The sequence below is a fragment of the Paenibacillus sp. GCM10027626 genome (assembly GCF_042676285.1).
Lineage (GTDB): Bacteria > Bacillota > Bacilli > Paenibacillales > Paenibacillaceae > Paenibacillus_Z.
The window spans coordinates 93686-111518 of sequence record NZ_JBHTHC010000011.1 but is presented as its reverse complement, the minus strand read 5'-3'; the positions used below and the strand labels follow the sequence as shown (position 1 = coordinate 111518).

General features: G+C 50.8%; 14 protein-coding genes. All 14 read left to right on the top strand.

Annotated elements, in window-relative coordinates:
• Window positions 1-2 precede the first annotated feature (2 nt).
• The 14 genes from ACFQ0N_RS21395 (at window position 3) to ACFQ0N_RS21330 (ending at window position 17682) form a co-directional block, all read left to right on the top strand.
• Entirely contained in the window at window positions 3-3890 is a 3888-nt protein-coding gene (locus tag ACFQ0N_RS21395) for a DUF4838 domain-containing protein (protein ID WP_379329969.1), read from the top strand.
• A 28-nt stretch (window positions 3891-3918) separates the two neighbouring features.
• Window positions 3919-4659: a sugar phosphate isomerase/epimerase family protein gene (locus ACFQ0N_RS21390; RefSeq protein ID WP_379329967.1), complete on the top strand. Its 741-nt coding sequence runs from the start codon at window positions 3919-3921 to the stop codon at window positions 4657-4659.
• 21 nt (window positions 4660-4680) lie between these two features.
• A complete protein-coding gene (locus ACFQ0N_RS21385; protein ID WP_379329965.1) occupies window positions 4681-5655 on the top strand; it encodes a Gfo/Idh/MocA family protein in 975 nt (324 codons plus the stop codon).
• Window positions 5656-5821: 166 nt separating this feature from the next.
• Window positions 5822-7744, top strand: coding sequence for an alpha-L-fucosidase (locus tag ACFQ0N_RS21380; RefSeq protein ID WP_379329963.1), 1923 nt, complete (start codon window positions 5822-5824; stop codon window positions 7742-7744).
• 155 nt (window positions 7745-7899) lie between these two features.
• On the top strand, window positions 7900-8598 hold the full coding sequence (locus ACFQ0N_RS21375; protein ID WP_379329961.1) for a GntR family transcriptional regulator: 699 nt from the start codon (window positions 7900-7902) through the stop codon (window positions 8596-8598).
• 128 nt (window positions 8599-8726) lie between these two features.
• Window positions 8727-9665, top strand: a complete 939-nt coding sequence (locus ACFQ0N_RS21370; RefSeq protein WP_379329959.1) for an Rpn family recombination-promoting nuclease/putative transposase — start codon at window positions 8727-8729, stop codon at window positions 9663-9665.
• A 50-nt stretch (window positions 9666-9715) separates the two neighbouring features.
• Window positions 9716-10102, top strand: a complete 387-nt coding sequence (locus ACFQ0N_RS21365) for an MmcQ/YjbR family DNA-binding protein (protein WP_379329957.1) — start codon at window positions 9716-9718, stop codon at window positions 10100-10102.
• A gap of 76 nt (window positions 10103-10178) precedes the next feature.
• Window positions 10179-10868 (top strand): DUF6033 family protein, encoded by a 690-nt coding sequence (locus tag ACFQ0N_RS21360; RefSeq protein WP_379329955.1) that lies wholly within the window; start codon window positions 10179-10181, stop codon window positions 10866-10868.
• Window positions 10869-11049: 181 nt separating this feature from the next.
• The gene (locus ACFQ0N_RS21355; RefSeq protein WP_379329953.1) at window positions 11050-13173 is read left to right on the top strand and encodes a hypothetical protein; all 2124 of its coding nucleotides are present in this window, start codon (window positions 11050-11052) and stop codon (window positions 13171-13173) included.
• Window positions 13174-13194: 21 nt separating this feature from the next.
• On the top strand, window positions 13195-14379 hold the full coding sequence (locus ACFQ0N_RS21350) for a M20 family metallopeptidase (RefSeq protein WP_379329951.1): 1185 nt from the start codon (window positions 13195-13197) through the stop codon (window positions 14377-14379).
• A complete protein-coding gene (locus ACFQ0N_RS21345) occupies window positions 14376-15116 on the top strand; it encodes an MBL fold metallo-hydrolase (protein ID WP_379329949.1) in 741 nt (246 codons plus the stop codon). Before ACFQ0N_RS21350 ends, ACFQ0N_RS21345 begins: the two co-directional genes overlap by 4 nt.
• A 20-nt stretch (window positions 15117-15136) precedes the next feature.
• The gene (locus ACFQ0N_RS21340) at window positions 15137-16276 is read left to right on the top strand and encodes an aminotransferase class V-fold PLP-dependent enzyme (RefSeq protein WP_379329947.1); all 1140 of its coding nucleotides are present in this window, start codon (window positions 15137-15139) and stop codon (window positions 16274-16276) included.
• Window positions 16269-17264, top strand: a complete 996-nt coding sequence (locus ACFQ0N_RS21335; protein WP_379329945.1) for a Gfo/Idh/MocA family protein — start codon at window positions 16269-16271, stop codon at window positions 17262-17264. Before ACFQ0N_RS21340 ends, ACFQ0N_RS21335 begins: the two co-directional genes overlap by 8 nt.
• 28 nt (window positions 17265-17292) lie before the next feature.
• Window positions 17293-17682 carry a RidA family protein gene (locus tag ACFQ0N_RS21330; protein ID WP_379329943.1) on the top strand — a complete coding sequence of 130 codons (390 nt, stop codon included), beginning with the start codon at window positions 17293-17295 and terminating at the stop codon, window positions 17680-17682.
• The last annotated feature ends 151 nt before the right edge of the window (window positions 17683-17833 follow it).

Below are 17833 nucleotides of genomic sequence, written 5' to 3'. Positions count from 1 at the left end.
CTATGAAGCGTCCAGCCTTGATCATCTTTTTGTTTGCTTTGATTGGTGTAACTCCATTGTTCTTAACAGTCGAAAGGGCGCAAGCCGGCAATGAGGATTCGCTGACTGTTGTAAGGGAAGGAGCGGCGAAAGCTGTTATTGTCGTTCCAGCGGAGCCCTCCGAGAGCAAAAAAACGCCAAATTGGACGTTATGGACGAATGATAAGGGAAGTGCGGAGCGCAATGCGGAGATTGGGCATAGCGGAACAGCAAGCCTGTCGCTGAACAACATGAAGCAGGGGGGCGTCTATCAGGTTATTGATGTGAAGCCTGGCCCAGTCACAGCGCAGCTGTATTATTATACCGCCGCTGCCGGAGAGGGGAAAATTCGGATCGGGATGAATTTGCGTGATGCCGATAACCAAAACTTGTCTACCCTTCAATCCCAGCTGATTTCGCTCTCTGCAACTGCCGGCGAATGGGCTGCTATCGGCATGCAAGGAACGATTCCCGCGCAGATTGGCAATAAGGCTGTAACGAAAGCCCAGGTGTGGATTACGGTTGAAAGCGGCGAGGGAATTCAAGTGCTGGCAGACGATTATTTAGTCTACCAGGAGGATGCCAATCGCAATCTGCTCAAAAATCCCGGGTTTGAAGAGATCGCCAGTCCACTGGCCGCTCCGCTGGTCGAGTATGTGAAGAAATCTGCCGGTGTCGAGCTGCCGGTAGTGGCAGGTCAACCGTCAGACGGTGATGGGGCAGCTATTTATCTCGGCTTTAGCCGGGCAGAGGATGAAGCGGCGCATCATGCGCTGCTGCACGATATGAATGAGCAGGGATTTATTATCGATTCACAGGAAGATACAGTTACGATTGTAGGCAACACGCCGCAGGCTACAGAATTTGGAATTTACGAGTTTCTTGAGCGTTACGTGGGTGTCCGTTGGCTCATGCCTGGCCCCGATGGGGAGGAGGTGCCGCAGCGAAGCTCTATCACGATTCCGCGAGAGCTTGTCCGTGAAGAGCCAGCGACGATCTCCCGCCATTTTTTTGGCACGGAAGGCCCGGCCTCCTTTACAGAATGGGCCGTGCGCAACAGGATGGATAACAATATTCAGTTCCATCACAATATGAATAATTTGTTCGATCCGAAAGTTTTTGCTGATCATCCGGAGTATTATGCCGGCGGGGTTGTGCCTTCGCATCCGTGGAACTGGCAGCCATGCTTCAATGATGCGACGGCCGAAGCGGCAATCCGGCGCATTGATGAGTATTTTAGCGCCAATCCGCAGGCAAGCTCATATTCACTTGGAATTAATGACAGCATCAATTATTGCGAAACGCCCGGCCATCCGGATTATCCTACGAGGACCAATTCGGTCGGCAATTTGCATCGCTCCGACTTGTATTACCGCTGGGTCAACAAAATTGCCGAGGGCGTCAGCGAGAAGTATCCGGATAAATATTTCGGGCTGCTTTCTTACCGGGAAATGTATGATCCGCCCATGAATGATGATGGCACACCGCTCAAGCTGCATCCTCGTGTTATTCCGTACATTACGGATGACCGGATGTCGTGGACGGATGAGCCGATCGGAGCTGCGGGTAAGCAGCATACGGAAAACTGGCTGCAGTCGGCTTCAAGCTTGGGCTGGTATGAATATTTGTACGGTTCGCCCTATAACGTCCCGCGCATCTATCTGCATAAAATGGCAGAAAATTATCGTTACGGCGACGAGCATGGTGTAATTGGCCATGTAGCGGAGCTGTATCCGAATTTTGGTGAAGGGCCCAAGCCGTGGGTTTCCGCCAAGCTGCAATGGAACCCGAATCAAGATGTCGATCAATTGCTGCAGCAATGGTATACGTCTGCGGTCGGTGAAGAGGCGGCAGCGTATTTGCGGCAATATTACGAGCTGTGGGAAGGGTTTTGGACAACGCGCATTTTTGGCTCAAGCTGGTACAAGGAGTGGAAGGAAAGACCTGGACGAAGCAACTATTTGAATTTGTTCGATCAGAGCTATTTGAAGGAAGTGGCTAGGGTGGATATCGCCGAAAGCCGGCGTCTGCTTGAACTGGCTGTCGCGCATGCGGGGACGGAGAAGCAGAAGGTGAGAGCAGGGCTGCTGCTGCGTGCATTCGAATTTTACGAAGCGTCAGCGCTAAGCTATCCGCAGATTGGAGCTATTGATCCTCCTAAAACCGAGCAGGAAGCGTTAGCAATGCTGGAGGTTATCGCCCGCAGCTATGAGATGGGGAACAAGCGGGGACAACTGATTAATGAGTTCGCTAAGCACCCGGCGCTACACTTGCCGCTTAAGCCTCCAACATACGGCGGCGAATGGAATGGCGTGCAGCGTGTCTGGTTTGACGGACTAATGAAATACGTTATTGCAGAGCCTGCCAATGGCCCTGTTCGCATGCGAGTAGATCAATTTCTGGCGGAGCTTCCTGAGGATATTCGCCGCCAATATGTCGAACAAATCCCCGATCTGACGAAACTCGCAGCAACTGCAGTAAAAACGGCGGCAACCAAAGCGGAACTGTTGCAAGCACCAGATTTCAGCCAGGGGCCATGGGCTGAGGCAAAGCCGTTTGATGAATTTCTGATCATGGACAGCTATAAGCTGCCGCCTGCTCTCACCACAGTATATTTGTTGTGGGATGATGAAAATCTGTATGTTGGTTACGAAAATAAAGACAATGATCTATCAAAGATGATTGTCAGTAATGATGCACCTAACGGCTGGTGGAGAAGCAATGGGGACGACTCCGTGGAAACCTATGTAACTGCCGATCTACATGGGACTTATAGCGGCTATTTCACCAACCCGCAGGGGGTCAAATTTGTTTACAGCAAAGCGCCGGATTCGAGTCCTAAACCGGATACGGATGCCAATTGGGAAGCAAGCGCAAGTATTGGCAATGATCGCTGGAATGTGGTGCAAGTCATTCCGTTCTCCAGTATTGGCGTTAATCCGGAGGAGATCCAGGAGCTGCAAGGCTTTTTCTTCCGGAATTATCATGGCCAATCCGCCTTTTTGAGCTGGGGAGGCGCAGCACCCTGGAAGGCACAGAGCTTTAGGCCAATTCATTTGGAGAGACAGGGACAACCGCCGACCGCCGTCGTTACATACAGCAGCACTGCAGCGACACACGATCATGTAATTGCGACAATTACGCCTAGCAAACCTGTTACGATTACGAACAACGGAGGAGCGGACAGCTATACATTTTTGATGAATGGCAGCTTCACCTTCGAGTTTGTCGACGCTGCAGGCCGGAAAGGAACGGCGACGGCTACTGTAACGAACATTATTGCGAACAGCACTGGAGCGCCGGGCAAGCCGGTGCTCTCCTCCAACCTCGGTTTCGTTACAGGCATACAAGATGGCAGCTACACGGTAAGTATGGACATGTGGTGGGGCGATAATGGAAAAATCTATAAACTGTATGAAAACGACAGCTTAATAGATACGCAAGTTTTAGCGGATAAGGCACCTAACGCCCAATCCGTGGCCACTTCTATCGCTAATAAGAAGAACGGCGTTTATCGTTATTACGCTGAGCTGATCAATGAGCATGGCATAACAAGGAGCGACACGCTTACTGTTACCGTGACTCAGGCTGCGCCGGGCAAGCCGGTGCTCTCCAGCGACAACTGGAATGGAGGCAGTCATTTCAATTTATATATGAATATGTGGTGGGGGACGAACGGAACCACATACCGCTTATATGAAAATGGAGTGTTGATCGAAACGAAGCTGCTTACGGCGAACTCTCCGTCAGCGCAAACGGCTGTGACAGCCATTCGGGACAAAAACACCGGCATTTATAAGTATCAATGCGAACTTATTAATGATGCCGGCTCAGCCTTCAGCGAGCCGATAATCGTACGTGTCGTCAAATGATTATGAAACGGGAAGAGGGACAGGGAAGATGAAAATTGGCATTGCGGATTACGGATATAACATGTGGGACGGAGGGGAGTGCTTCGATCAGGCGGAGCGCTGGCGGCAGCTTAAGGAAATCGGCTATGAAGGCGTTGAGAGAGTGACCGCTTTGACAGGTGAGCATGCGGTGCAGCTCGCAGCAGGCATGAAGCGGCTCGGAATGGATTTCGGCACGGTGCGTGCGCCCAATCAGGAGCTGTCTATTCAGTGGACGTCAGCCTTCGGGAAGAGCTATATATGGACGTTTGTGAACGGCGACAACTACGCTGATTTCAGCCGCCAGGCGCGCATTCAGGCGGCAGCTTGCGCACGTTACGGCATTAGCACAGCTCTGCATAATCATATGGGAACGCCGGTAGAGACGCAGGAGCAACTGGAGCAGTTTCTGGCAGACTGCCCGGACAACAAACTCGTACTTGACACGGCGCATCTGGCGGCCATGGGCGGCGATGCTGTGGAGATTGCAAGCAAGTATACAGACCGTATCGCAGCCCTTCACCTGAAGGATTGGATCATGACCGATTCGGATCATTCGAATTGGACAAAGCGCGGCAGGTTTTGCGAGCTAGGCGCCGGCAATATTGGACTTGACAATATTGAAGTACTGCGCACTGCTCTTCGAGGCGGCTTTGACGGCTGGGTGTTCGTAGAGCAAGATTCACATCTGCAAGAACCGCTGCTGGACTTGACGATCAGCCGCCAATATTTGCGAAAAGCCGGATATTAATAGATAGGAGAAGAGGAGAAGATGAACAACCCTATATTAATCGGCTTGGCCGGATTAGGCAGAGCGGGCTTAGGCATGCATGCCGCCGAGTTGAAAGGCAAGGAAGCGCAGTTTAAGTTCGTGGCTGCAGGTGATCCGCTCAAATCCTGCAGGGATAAGATGGAACAGGAGTATGGCTGCCGCACTTATGAGCGATTTGAAGAGCTTATTGCAGATCCCGAAGTTGAGCTTGTCGATATCGCGACGCGATCGTCCGATCACTTTGCACAAGGGATAATGGCGCTCGAGGCAGGCAAGCATGTGTTAATCGAGAAGCCGCTTTGTCTCACCTATGATGAAGCGCTGCGGCTGCGAGAAGCCTCCGGCAAATTTGGGGGAGAGCTATTCGTACGGCATAATCGCAGGTTCGATCCGGATTTTCTGCATGTTAAAGAAATTATAGCAAGCGGCTTGCTCGGCGACGTGTTCGAGATCAAACTTTATCGGCATAGCTTTCAATGGCGCGACGACTGGCAGACGATGATCGCATATGGCGGCGGTCAGTTGCTTAATTGGGGGCCGCATATTATTGACCATGCGCTGCAGTTGCTTGATAGCCCGATTCAAAGCCTGTGGAGCGATTTGCAGCGGCTTGCCTCGGCAGGCGATGCGGAGGATCATATCAAGATCGTCTTGAAAGGGAGGAATGGCCGTATTGTCGACGTGGAAATAAGCGGGAGCGTAGCGCTCCCCTCCCCCTCTTATGCGGTATATGGCTCCAATGGCGCACTTACTGTCCAAGGTGACAGCATCCAAATGAAGGTTCTCGATCCAGCATCGGATAATCGGCAATGGCAAGAGCGGACGATTCCCATCCGGCCAACGCAGCAGTACGATTTCTGGGATGAGCTTTATGCGTCTATCCGTTATGGAGCGGTTTTCCCTATTAAGATTGATGAGGCTGTCGAGGTGATGAGAGTCATCACCGAGGCTAAAAAAGGAACTGTATTTGCCTGAAAATTTACGGCTATAGTCTCCATATCCACCGACTCGCTCATCGCATCATGCAGTGGATATGGAGATTTTTTGCGCTATTGTCAGGGAATTTGAAAGAAGGATTGATGTTATTTTAATAATAATATATAATGAAACTAAATTATATATAATTAAGGGAGATTTTATCATGCGAACAATAAAACGAGCCGTGCACATTGATTTTCACACTTTGCCGGACATTCCGGATTTTGGGGCGCATTTCGATGCGAAAGCTTTTGCCCGCACGTTGAAGGAGGCGCATGTCGAGTACATTAACGCTTTTGCCAAATGCAATATCGGGTTTGCTTATTATCCGACGGAGGTTGGCGTGATGCATCCCCAGTTGAAATTTGATATGTTTGGGCAAATACTGGAGGAATGTAATAAAGAGGGCATTGGTGTAACCGCTTACTTCAATGTTGGTCTGGATCACGAAATGGCGCGTAAGCATCGCGACTGGACGGTGGTCAATAAAGAGGGGCAAGTCATCTATGGCGACCGTACCGAAAACTTTTTCCGCAATATGTGTTTTCACTCGGAATATCGTGACTATATGCTGGCGATGATTCGCGAGGTGGTAGATAAGTATCCGGCTATTGAAGGCGTGTTTCTCGATTGTATCGTGGTTCGTCCTTGTTACGGCAATGAATGCTGCGAAGGTATGCAGGAGCTGGGGATGAATCCGCTTGACGATGGGGATGTGCTTGCCTTTGCCAAAGAGCGTATTCTTGATTTTTGCCGGGAGGTCAAGGCGATTGTCGGGCCGGATCGTTTCCTTTATTTGAACGGGCTGGCGCCAGCGGATACGGAAGGGATGCGCACGCATAATGAGATCGAGTGCTTGCCGAGCGGCTGGAGCTATGATTTTTTCCCGGCCCAAGTCGCTTATGCTCGCAATTTGGGGCAGCAGACCTTTTATATGACAGGGCGTTTTAATGTTAATTGGGGCGACTTTGGCGGTCTAAAAAGCAAAGCCTCTCTGTTGAATGACTGCTGGGATGCGCTCTGCAATGCTGTCCCGACGTCTATAGGCGATCATATGCACCCGCGTGACGGCCTCGATCCAGCCGTATATCAAGTGATTAAGGAGATCCATGAGGAAATAATGCCTTATGAACCGTGGACGGATCATGCCGTTGCTGTCGCCGATATCGGCATCTTGACGCTGGCTGGAGGAGAACTGGCCGCTTGCCACAATGGCGCGGTCAGAATGCTCGGGGAGCTTAACTATACGTATGATATTATCAATGAGCAGCATGAGCTGTCGAAGTATAAAGTGCTTATTCTACCGGACGACGTTAGAGTTACGGCAATGCTGGAGCCAAAGCTGAGAGCGTTTATAGAGGCAGGTGGCGGGATTATTAGCTCCGGACATTCCGGGTTAAATCCGGAGGGTACTGCTTTTGCCATGCCGGAGTGGAAGATGCGCTATGATGGCGAAGATCCGTGGAACAGCTCTTACTTCCGGATGCTGGAGCCGACAGAGGGAGCAGTTCCAGAGATGCTCTGCGGTATTTATAATCAGGCGATACTGCTGCAGGCGGAGGAAGGGGCCGAGGCGATAGCCGATTATTATCAGCCGTACTTCAACAGGCAATGGGATGGCTTCCATGGCCGGTTCTATACACCGCCGGATCGTTATGCCGGACGTCCTGCCGTAGCAAGATCGGGCAACATTTTTCAGTTCTGCTTTGCAATCTTTACTTCTTATATGGATTTCGCTGTCCCTGTACACAAATATATGATTGACTATTGTTTGAAGCAATTGCTGCCTGCGCCGGTACTTCGTTGTGAAGGAATTCCCACTACCGCACGCGTTACGATGACAGCAAAGGAAAATATGCGTATGGTTCATATTAAGCTGACACATCCAGAGCCGCGCGGAGCCTATAATGTCATCGAGGACAGACAAATGTTGTCAGATGGGGTAATCTATATTCGGGAAGATAAGCCGATTCAAGAGGTTTATTTGGCGCCAAGCCGTGAGCCGCTTGCTTATGAGCAGGAAAATGGTTATTTGCGGGTAGCATTGCCAACAGTCGATGGTTATGCGATGATCGTTTGTGTATGATTTGACAGCGTTATTGATTATTTTATATAATAAATAGATGTTATATAGAAGGATTCGGTGGCAATACGACAATATCCGGGGGGAGCAGGACTGTTTTCCTGGATCACCCGAATCCGGCTGGTGAGCCAGTTGATTATGGACTAAGGGTGAAAACAATGTTCGGGCCGATAGACTTGAAAACGACGGATAAACGCAGTTTAAGTACTTCAATTGTGGCGTTAATTAAACAGAAAATTATTGATGGTGAGCTGAATCCCGGCGATCGGATTGTCGAGACGCGGCTTGCACGGGAACTGGATATTAGCCAAACCCCGATTCGTGAGGCGATTCGTCAGTTAGCTGGCGAGGGTGTCGTTACCATCGTACCGAATAAGGGACCTCTTGTTCGGACGTTCAGCGCGGCGGATATATTCGAAATCTATTCGTATCGCGCAGTTATGGAAGGAATGGCCATTCGGCTGGCCGTGCAAAATGCATCGCTAACCGACATTCGGCATTTGGAGCAATTTTATGAAGAGATGAAGAATAAGATGGACGATGTCTCGATCCAATCGCTGCAGCAGGATTCCGGCTACATCCACCATTATATCTTTAAATTATCCAAGCATGCGGTACTGCAGGAGACCTTCTCGTTTATTTCGTTCCGCATTCAGCTAGTAAACCGGATCGTAGGCAAAAAGTACAGCAAGGAACGCGAAGTGGCTGAGCACTGGGAATTGATAGAGGCGTTGAAGAAAGGCGATCCGGATCATGCCGAGCAGATTATGCGGGAGCATATTCACCGCGCTTATTGCGAGTTTGTCGATACCGGGATGTTTGATCATTCTGATCTGGCGCAAAATGAGTGGATTTAATCGTGAAGTCCGATTATACTGGATATAATAACAACGGTCGTGAAGCATACGCCGTCTGAATCTTTCGCATTAGCGGGAGATTTGGGCGGCGTTTTGTTTTTGCGGGCCATGGGAGGGGAGGAGAAGGGGTGGAATTTATCGAATTGGAGGATAAGAAAGGAAGCTATCAGGCTGTTCCGCATGATGAAGCGTTCAAGAAGCTGCTGCAAACCTTTTTCGCAGAGTTTATCGCCTTGTTTTTTCCCGAGCTGGACAGGCTGTTGGATCATACGCATACAAGGCTGCTGATGCAGGAACTGCTTGTCGATGTTGTGGGCCAAGAGTCCCGTAGTTTGGATTTATTGGTGGAGACGCGATACAAATCGCTGGACGCTTTTATCCTTGTACATATCGAGCCGCAATCCTACCGGCAGCGTGATTTTCATGAACGCATGTTTATTTACTTCAGCCGATTATTTGAGAAATACCGCAAGACGTATCCGCTTATCATCCCGATTGCGATTTTTTCCGCAGACGATGTGCGCGAGGAACAAAATATATTAACGATGTCTATACCGGAGCAGGATATTCTGTTTTTTCACTTTTACAAGGTTGAATTAAGGCGGCAAAATTGGCGGAGTTTTATCACGTCAGATAATCCGGTAGCGGCTGCGTTGTTAGCAAAAATGGGCTATAATAAGAAGGAAGAACGAGAAGTGAGGACGGCCTATTTGCGCATGATTTTGCGATTGCAGATTAATTTGGATGACGCGCGACTGGCGCTCATTATGTCGGTGGCAGATTTATATTTTGAACCAGATATCGAGCGGGATCAGGAGATCTTGCGTGAAATAAGCAAGGAAAATCCACAGGAAGGAGAGAAAATCATGAAGCTGATGCCAGCCTGGTCGCGCGCGGGGTATGAAGAGGGGATAAAAGAAGGCATAGAGAAGGGTGAAGAGAACGGCAAAACGATGGAACGCAAGGTGATTATCCAGAAGTTTTTGGGCAAAGGATTTTCACCTGAACAATTAGCGGAAACGCTCGAGATTTCTGTTGACGAGGTCATGAAGCTGGGGAAGCAGTAGCCTATAGGAAGCAGTGTTAGCAATCGTTTAAATTGGAGGGGAGCGGGATAATGACTATTTCGAACGACAATCCTTTGTTGGATGAGGTTAGAACGCTTTGTTTGTCATTTCCGGGTACTAGTGAGCGGGTCAGTCACGGAGCGCCATCTTTCTTTGTTAACGGGAAAAATTCGTTTGTCCAATATCGCAATAACCACCACGGAGACGGAAAAATCGCACTATGGTGCGCGGCGCCGCCAGGCGTTCAGACCATGCTTGTCGAGACCGAACCGGATATTTACTACGTTCCTGCCTATGTCGGCCACCTTGGATGGGTCGGTGTTAGGCTTGACCGTCAGGCCAAGTGGGAAGATATCTCCCATGCGATTAGCAATGCCTATCTGACTCGGGCACCTAAGAAGCTTCGGGAACAAATCACGAAACAGCCAATTGATTGACATTCAAAAATAGATATTCATAAACCTTCCAGTATTGCCGATAATTATAGCGAATATAATGTCGGAGGTGTGTTCGATGAATATTACGTTACCTGTTACGAATAATGTTTCTTTAACAACACGTTCAGAACAACAAAAAAACAAGACAACGACTGGTGCTACTTCGGTTGTTTTCGAAAAAGTCTTGACTGCTGCCACTGAAAAAGAGGCGCAATCCATTTCAGAAAAATACGGCCTCTCGGTTGGGATAGAGAACATTCCAAAGAATGAACAAGAGATCGTCAGGCGTGGGAGAAGCGGAAGCTTGCAGGATGTAGTTATCGCACCTGGCATCTTGCAAAAAATGAAGACGGATACTGCCCTGAGAGAGAAAGTATATGGGTATATTAACTATTACACTAATGAGGATCAAAGAGCGTTCATGCAAATGGAGCAAATGTATGGTGTGAACGTAGTTGGCCGCAGTTTGATTATTCATGAAGACGGTACCTATACCATCTGGTCGGCCAGCGAAACTTCTCCAGAGGAAGTAGAGAAAGGCAAACAAATCGAGGCCGAGAAGCGAAAAGAAAAAGCGGAACAAGAACGTAAAGCATCCCAGGATGCTGAGAAATATACATCTGCGCACCCGCTTCATTTTACAGAGTTATTGCCTGCGCATCCATTCAGTTCTTTGAATGCTTATTCTGGGGGAGTCATGTCAACTCAGGATTGGCTAAAACAGAATTTGCTTTTAAAGATGAATAAGCTGAATAAATTTAATTAAGGGAAGCGAAAGCCAAATCCGTTCGTGTGTGAATGGGTTTGGCTTTATTTTTCAATAAGGTTTAGGTAAGTCATTGACGATCACGCATAAATTATATATAATTTAAATTAAATATATATCATTTTTATTTTTCTATCATATTAACCTAGCCTCTTCATTATGAATCCGCAAAGGAGCTTAAATGATGGAACGAAAATATGGATTCCGCAATCGCCTTGATGTAGTACATAAGCCTAACCGCCGCGATCCGCATGTGCAGCTGCAGGACGATGAATTGGAAATTACGGATGAATGGCGCATCGTCATTGGTGAGCATGCAAGCGAATTGTTGGCGATGACGGCCGAAGATTTGCAGGACTACTTATATAGAAGTATGAATGTGTCGGTACGGTTAGCGCGAATGAGCGATCTTGCGCAAGCGGCTCAATCGGCGAATAACGTAATTATACTCGGAACGAAAGCAGAGCTGCCGGAATACGGTTATGCGCTTGAGACGGCACGAAGCTACCGGATTGTTGCCGAACAAAATCGTATTGTCGTATGCGGGCATGAACATCGCGGAGCGGCCCAAGGCGGCTTTTATTTGGAGGACTTGATGAATTTGCGCGAAGCGCCTTATTTGTCTCCGCAAGATATATCGCGGGAACCGTTATTTTCGCCGCGGATGGCTCATTCGGGGTGGGGATTGGATAAGTACCCGGATGCGCATCTCAATGCAATGGCACATGCCGGCATCGATGCGATCCTCGTTTTCGTCAAAGATGTCGACTGCACGCCGGAGGGTTATCTTGACTTCAATCATTTGATCGAGCGGGCCGCTTTATACGGCTTGGATGTATACGCCTACAGCTATCTGATAAGCCGCAAGCACCCGGACGAACCGGACGCGGAAGATTATTACGATTCGACGTATGGTAAGTTATTCGCGGCATGCCCGGGGTTTAAAGGGGTTATCCTTGTTGGGGAATCGTGCGAGTTTCCGAGCAAAGATCCGAATACGACCGGCATGCTCAGGCTGGAATGGCCGGCAGATAAACCGCAAACGAAGCCGAGCCCAGGCTGGTGGCCATGTACGGATTATCCGCAGTGGCTCAGTTTATTGAAGAAGACGGTTCACAAGCATAACCCGGAGGCGGAAATTGTGTTCTGGACTTACAATTGGGGCTGGGCGCCGGAAGAGGAACGGTTAAAGCTGATTCATGCCTTACCGGAAGGAATTACGCTGCAGGTTACTTTCGAAATGTTTGAGCAGATCAAGCATGAAAGCGTAACTAACGTATGTGTTGATTATACGGTATCCTTTGCCGGACCGGGCAAATATTTCAGCAGCGAGGCTGCGGCAGCAAAGGAACGAGGCATTAAGCTGTATACGATGAGCAATACAGGCGGCATGACCTGGGATATCGGGGTAATTCCTTATGAGCCGTTCCCGCATCAATGGGTGAAAAGGCATGAAGCCTTGCTGCAAGCACGGGCGGTATGGGGCTTGTCGGGGCTGATGGAATCGCATCATTTCGGCTGGTGGCCTTCATTTGTAAGTGAAATGACAAAATGGAACTACTGGCGCCCAAGCCCGTCTTATGAGGAAGTGCTTGCGAGTCTCGCCAGACGTGATTTTGGCCCGGATGCTGAACAGGACGTGCTGGAGGCATGGAAGCTGTGGAGCGAGGCAATCCAGTATTACATCCCAACGAACGAGGATCAATATGGTCCGTTTCGCGTCGGCCCGTCCTACCCGCTGGTGTTCAAAAAGCCGGTGCAAATTCCCGCAGCGAGCCACGCCATGTTCGGCAATGAAATCGTTATGACAACGTATGAGCCTCAGGAAAGTGAACGACAGTCGCTCGGCATTGCCCGTTTTCCAGTAGAAATTCGCAGTCTGGCGAGGATGCTGGAGCTGATGCAGCAAGGCAATGAACGGTTGGCTGCGGCAGTCGGAAAGACGCCGCCCGCGAAGCAAGAGGATGCTGCGCGGATGCTTGGGCTAGGGCGTTTTATTGCGGCCGCGGTTCAGACGACGTTAAATGTGAAGCAATGGTGGCTGCTGAAGCAGCAGCTGTTTGCCGAGCCGAGCAGCTTGAAGGCGGAGCTGATTTTAAAGCAGATGGAGGCGCTCGCGGAAGCGGAAATCGCCAATGCAGAGGCGGCAAAACCTCTGGTAGCGGCCGATTCGCGGCTTGGCTGGGAGCCTAGCATGGACTATATGACGGATGTGGAGCATTTGGAGTGGAAAATCCGCCAGGTGCAGTCTGTAGTGGACAGCGAGTTTGCGGCCTATCGGAAGGCGCTGGCCTTAACAGAATGAAGCAAGGGAAGGCGAATGAACATGAGCGAACAAAAAGAATGCCATCCGGCGCTCGCCATATTGGAGGATCTTGTCCGCATTCAAAGCGTCAATCCTCATTACGGCAGCGATGCATGTGGAGAAGGCAAGGTTGCTGAATATATCGAACGGCGTTTTCAAGGGACGAAGGTCAAGGTGTCCCGCCAGCCTGTATTTCCGGGAAGGGATAATCTAGTGCTGGAGCTGCGGACAGGGCATGGGGATGCAACCTTATTGTTTGAAACCCATATGGACACGGTGTCGATCGGTTCGATGGAGAATGCGCTAACACCGATTTATCGTGATGGCCGCATGTATGCGCGCGGCGCCTGCGACGCCAAAGGCTCGCTGGCTGGCATGATTTGGGCGCTCGAAGAATGCGCCAAGCATCCGGAGCAATTGCATGCGGATGTCGTCTTATGCGCGGCCGTCGATGAAGAGCATGAGTATCGCGGCTTGCGGGCTTTTATGGCTGCAGGGATGCCGATTGCCGGAGCGGTGGTCGGCGAGCCGACGGAGCTCAGCATTGTTGTTGCGCATAAAGGCTGCGCCCGTTTCGCTGTCATGACACATGGCAAAGCGGCGCACAGCTCGATGCCGGAGGAAGGGGACAGCGCGATTTTCCAGATGGTGCAGGTGCTGCAATTTATGCGCGACGTTGTCGAGCCCGAGCTGAGGACACGCAGCCATCCGCTTTGCGGTTCTCCGACAATTGTGGCGGGCACGATTCATGGCGGGACGCAAATTAATATTGTGCCTGAGCAGTGCGAGATTGAAGTGGATCGGCGGATCATTCCAGGCGAGCTGCCGGAGACAGCCATTGCCGAGTTTGAGCGGCAGCTACGGGAGTACATTGAGCGTGAAGGTCTGCAAGTGCAGGTTTCGGTACGGGAGCTGCTGCTTGACTGGGCGCTGGAAACGCCGAAGGATGCCGAAGTTGTTTCCTTTGCCCGCCATGCTGCTCGGACGCTTGGGCTGTCCGATGAATTAGTCGGCGTTACCTACGGCAGCGATGCGAGCAAGCTGCAGCGGCAAGGGATTCCGACAATTGTATATGGCCCCGGGTCAATTGCGCAGGCGCATTCGAAGGAAGAATGGGTATCGGCCAATGAGGTGGGGCTGGCTGCGCAGTTTTATTATCATTTAGCGAGAAGTTTTGGATCGCCTGAAGACGGAGGTGCGTCATGATCCAAATATCCGAGCGGGTATACTTGATCGGCAGCGGCAAGGACGGCAGCGAATTAAGCCATCCGAAAGACTGCAATGTCTTTCTGCTCGATGGCGGTACGGAAGCGGTGCTTATCGATGCCGGCAGCGGTCTGGCTCATGAGACGCTAGTGGCGAATATTGCTGCAACAGGTATACCGCTGGAGCGGGTCAAGCGTGTGCTGCTGACCCATATTCACGGCGATCATGCCGCCGGTGCTTATGATTTCTATGCCGGTTATGGCATGGAAATTGCTGTTTCGGCAGAGGCGGCGCCTTGGCTGGAGCAAGGAGATATGGAGAAGACGAGCTTGACAGCAGCGCAGCGCGCAGGTGTCTATCCGCAAGACTTTCGTTACCCGGCCTGCCCGGCTTCTCGCCGTTTATCCGAAGGCGATGTTTTGACGGTAGGCGATATATCGCTGCAAGTTCTGGATACACCAGGGCATTCCCGCGGACATATTAGCTTTGTGCTGAATGAAGGCGGGGTTTGCAGCCTGTTTTCTGGGGATGCGCTGTTCGCCGGAGGGAAAATTTATATTCAAAATTCGTGGGATTGCAGCATTCAGGATTATGCGGCCACCATTGCCAAGCTACACGCTTTGCGAGCGGATCGGCTGTATCCCGGGCACGGCGCCTGTTTGCTGGCAAGAGCGCACGAGCATAGTGCACGGGCGCAGGCTTGTTTTGAGCGGCTCGATATTCCGCCAAATTTGTAGCACATGGAAGGGAGCTAGCAATGATAGAATCATTATTGCCGAAGCGGCATTTTAACGGGTTGGAGAATAGCACCTGGTTATATAGCGGGGCAGAGACGCCTCCGCACACAGGTGCGGTAGAAGCGATTAATGACTATATGCGCAACCGGGCGGGCGGCCCGGATGGACGCCAGCGCAACAGTGAGGTTGAACAGTCGCTGCGGACAAATATCGCCAAGCTGATCAATGGGACGGCGGAGCAAATTGCTCTCGTCTCGAATGCCTCGGAGGCGATTACGTTAATGATGCAGTCGCTGTGTCTCCAGGCTGGCGACAATGTCGTCATAAATAATCTGGAATTTCCGTCAGGCGTATTCCCGTGGCTTATGCTGCGCGAGCAAGGGGTAGAAGTACGTCTGGTGAAGCACTGTGATTGGCAATTGTCTGTTGACGATATCATGGGGCAGGTCGATGAGCGGACAAAAGTGGTTATGGCCAGCCATGTCAGCTTCGTCAGCGGCGCGCGGCTTGATTACAGGGCGCTGTACAAGCGACTTATGCAGACGGAAGCGCTGCTGCTGCTCGATGTTACTCAGTCTCTAGGTGCAGTGGCAGTCGATTTACAGTCGGCGGACATCGTGGTTTGCAGCTCCTATAAGTGGCTCATGTCCGTCCATGGGCTAGGCCTATTGGCGCTTAACCCAGCCAGGACAGGCAAGCTGCTGCCGGTCTCTGCAGGCTGGCGCGGGGTGACGGAATTATTTTATCCAGAGCGGTTTGACTCCTTTCAATTTCTGGCGGATGCGCGGCGATTTGAGCTTGGCTATCCGAATTATCCGGCGATTTATACGATGAATTTTTCGGCGGGTTTGCTGCTGGAGACCGGAATAGAACGCGTTGAGCGTCATATTTTGCAATTGGGCAGTTATTTGATAGAGCGGCTGGAGCAAGCGGGCTATGAGGTGATGACGCCGCGTGACGAGCTGGAGCGGGCTGGAAATATCAGCTTTGTATGCGAGCGGGGAGAAGAGATCGCCAGCCGTTTGCAGCAGGAGCATCGAGTTTATGTGTGGGGCGGGGACGGACGAATTCGGGCTTCAGTCCATTTGTTCAATGATTCTGCCGACATCGAACGTTTCCTAGAGCTGCTGGAGCGCGAATGGGGGAATAAAGGTGAGTAAAGTGCGTGTAGCCGTAATCGGTCTGGGAAGCTGGGGAGAATGTCATGTGGAGGCTTACCGTTCGCTTGCTAATGTAGAGATTGTGGCAATTTGCGATACGCGGGAGCAGAAGGTGCAGGAAATCGGGGAACGGTTCAGCATCGCCGGACGTTACACCGATAGTGAGGATCTGCTGCGGCGGGATGATATCGATTTGGTGAGTGTCGTTACCTTCGAAGAAAACCATCTGCCATCCACTGTGCAAGCTTTAAGCTCGGGCAAGCATGTGCTGGTGGAGAAGCCGGTTACGACGAAGGCGGAAGAAGCGCGGACAATGCTCGAGGCCGCAGCTCAGTATAAGCGTCATCTTATACCGGGTCATTTGCTGCGTTTTGAGCCACGCTATGCTGAAATTCGCCGTTCGATCGAGTCAGGGCAGATCGGTCAGCCGCAAAGCATGTATTTTAGAAGAGCCCGGACAAAGGAAATGTTCCAAACTTATAACCGTACTCATACTGCTTTTTTATCAACCGTACACGATCTTGACTTGGCGATTTGGTATGCGGGCTGCCGGATAAAAACGGTTAAGGCAAGCGGCAACTGGGTGACAGGGGCGGCTTCTCCGGATATTTTATGGGCGCTGCTGGAGTTCGAGAATGGAGCGGTTGCTTGCTTCAACAGCAACTGGATGACCCCGGACAGCTGTGGTATCGTATACAATGACAGCATAGAAATTATTGGAACAACAGGTACGGCTCAGTTTGACAATCGCGGCAGCGGGCTCGAGATTTGGGGAGGCGCAGGGCGCCAGACTCCTGATCTTAGCGTGCATCGCCTGCTGAACGGGAATGCTGCCGGAGCTTTGCACGATCAACTGCAGTATGTGTGCGCGTGCATTGCGGCCGGCACTGCTCCGGTTCACACCTCGTTTGCCGATGCGCTGCACGGAATCGAAGCGGCCAATGCGATTGTCCAGTCGGCAGAGACAGGGCAACAGCTGCAATTGTAAAAATTTTAATGAAGGGTGAGATTTATCGATGTCCAAAGCGATTTTAGTTGAGCAAGCGCCACAATTTCCACTGCCATTCTCCCATGCTGTACGCGCCGGCGATTTTGTTTATGTATCCGGTCAGGTCGGTGTCGATCCGGCAACCCGGGAAGTGGTGGGGGCGACGGTGGAGGAGCAGACGAAGCAGTGCCTGCGCAATATTGAAACGATTTTGCAGGCGGAAGGCTTGACGCTGGATCATGTCATTAAAGTAAATGCTTTCGTTCATCCGGAAATGCTGGCCGGCTATAATGCGGCATACCGCGAGTCGTTCAGCGAGCCGTTTCCGGCAAGAACGAGTGTACCGTGCGATCTCGGCACTTATTTGGTTGAAATTGACGTTGTCGCTTATACGAAGTCTGCGAGAAGCTTGGAATAGAGAGTTAAAACAGAAGCCATGGCTCATTTGAGCTGTGGCTTTTTTGTGCGCCAGAATTTATAAAATTTCGGCTGGTGTGGCCTAAACTGGGGGGTAACTTGCTAAGGTACTAGAACGTCAACCGCAGTCTGCTCGTGTCCGCTTCGTTCAT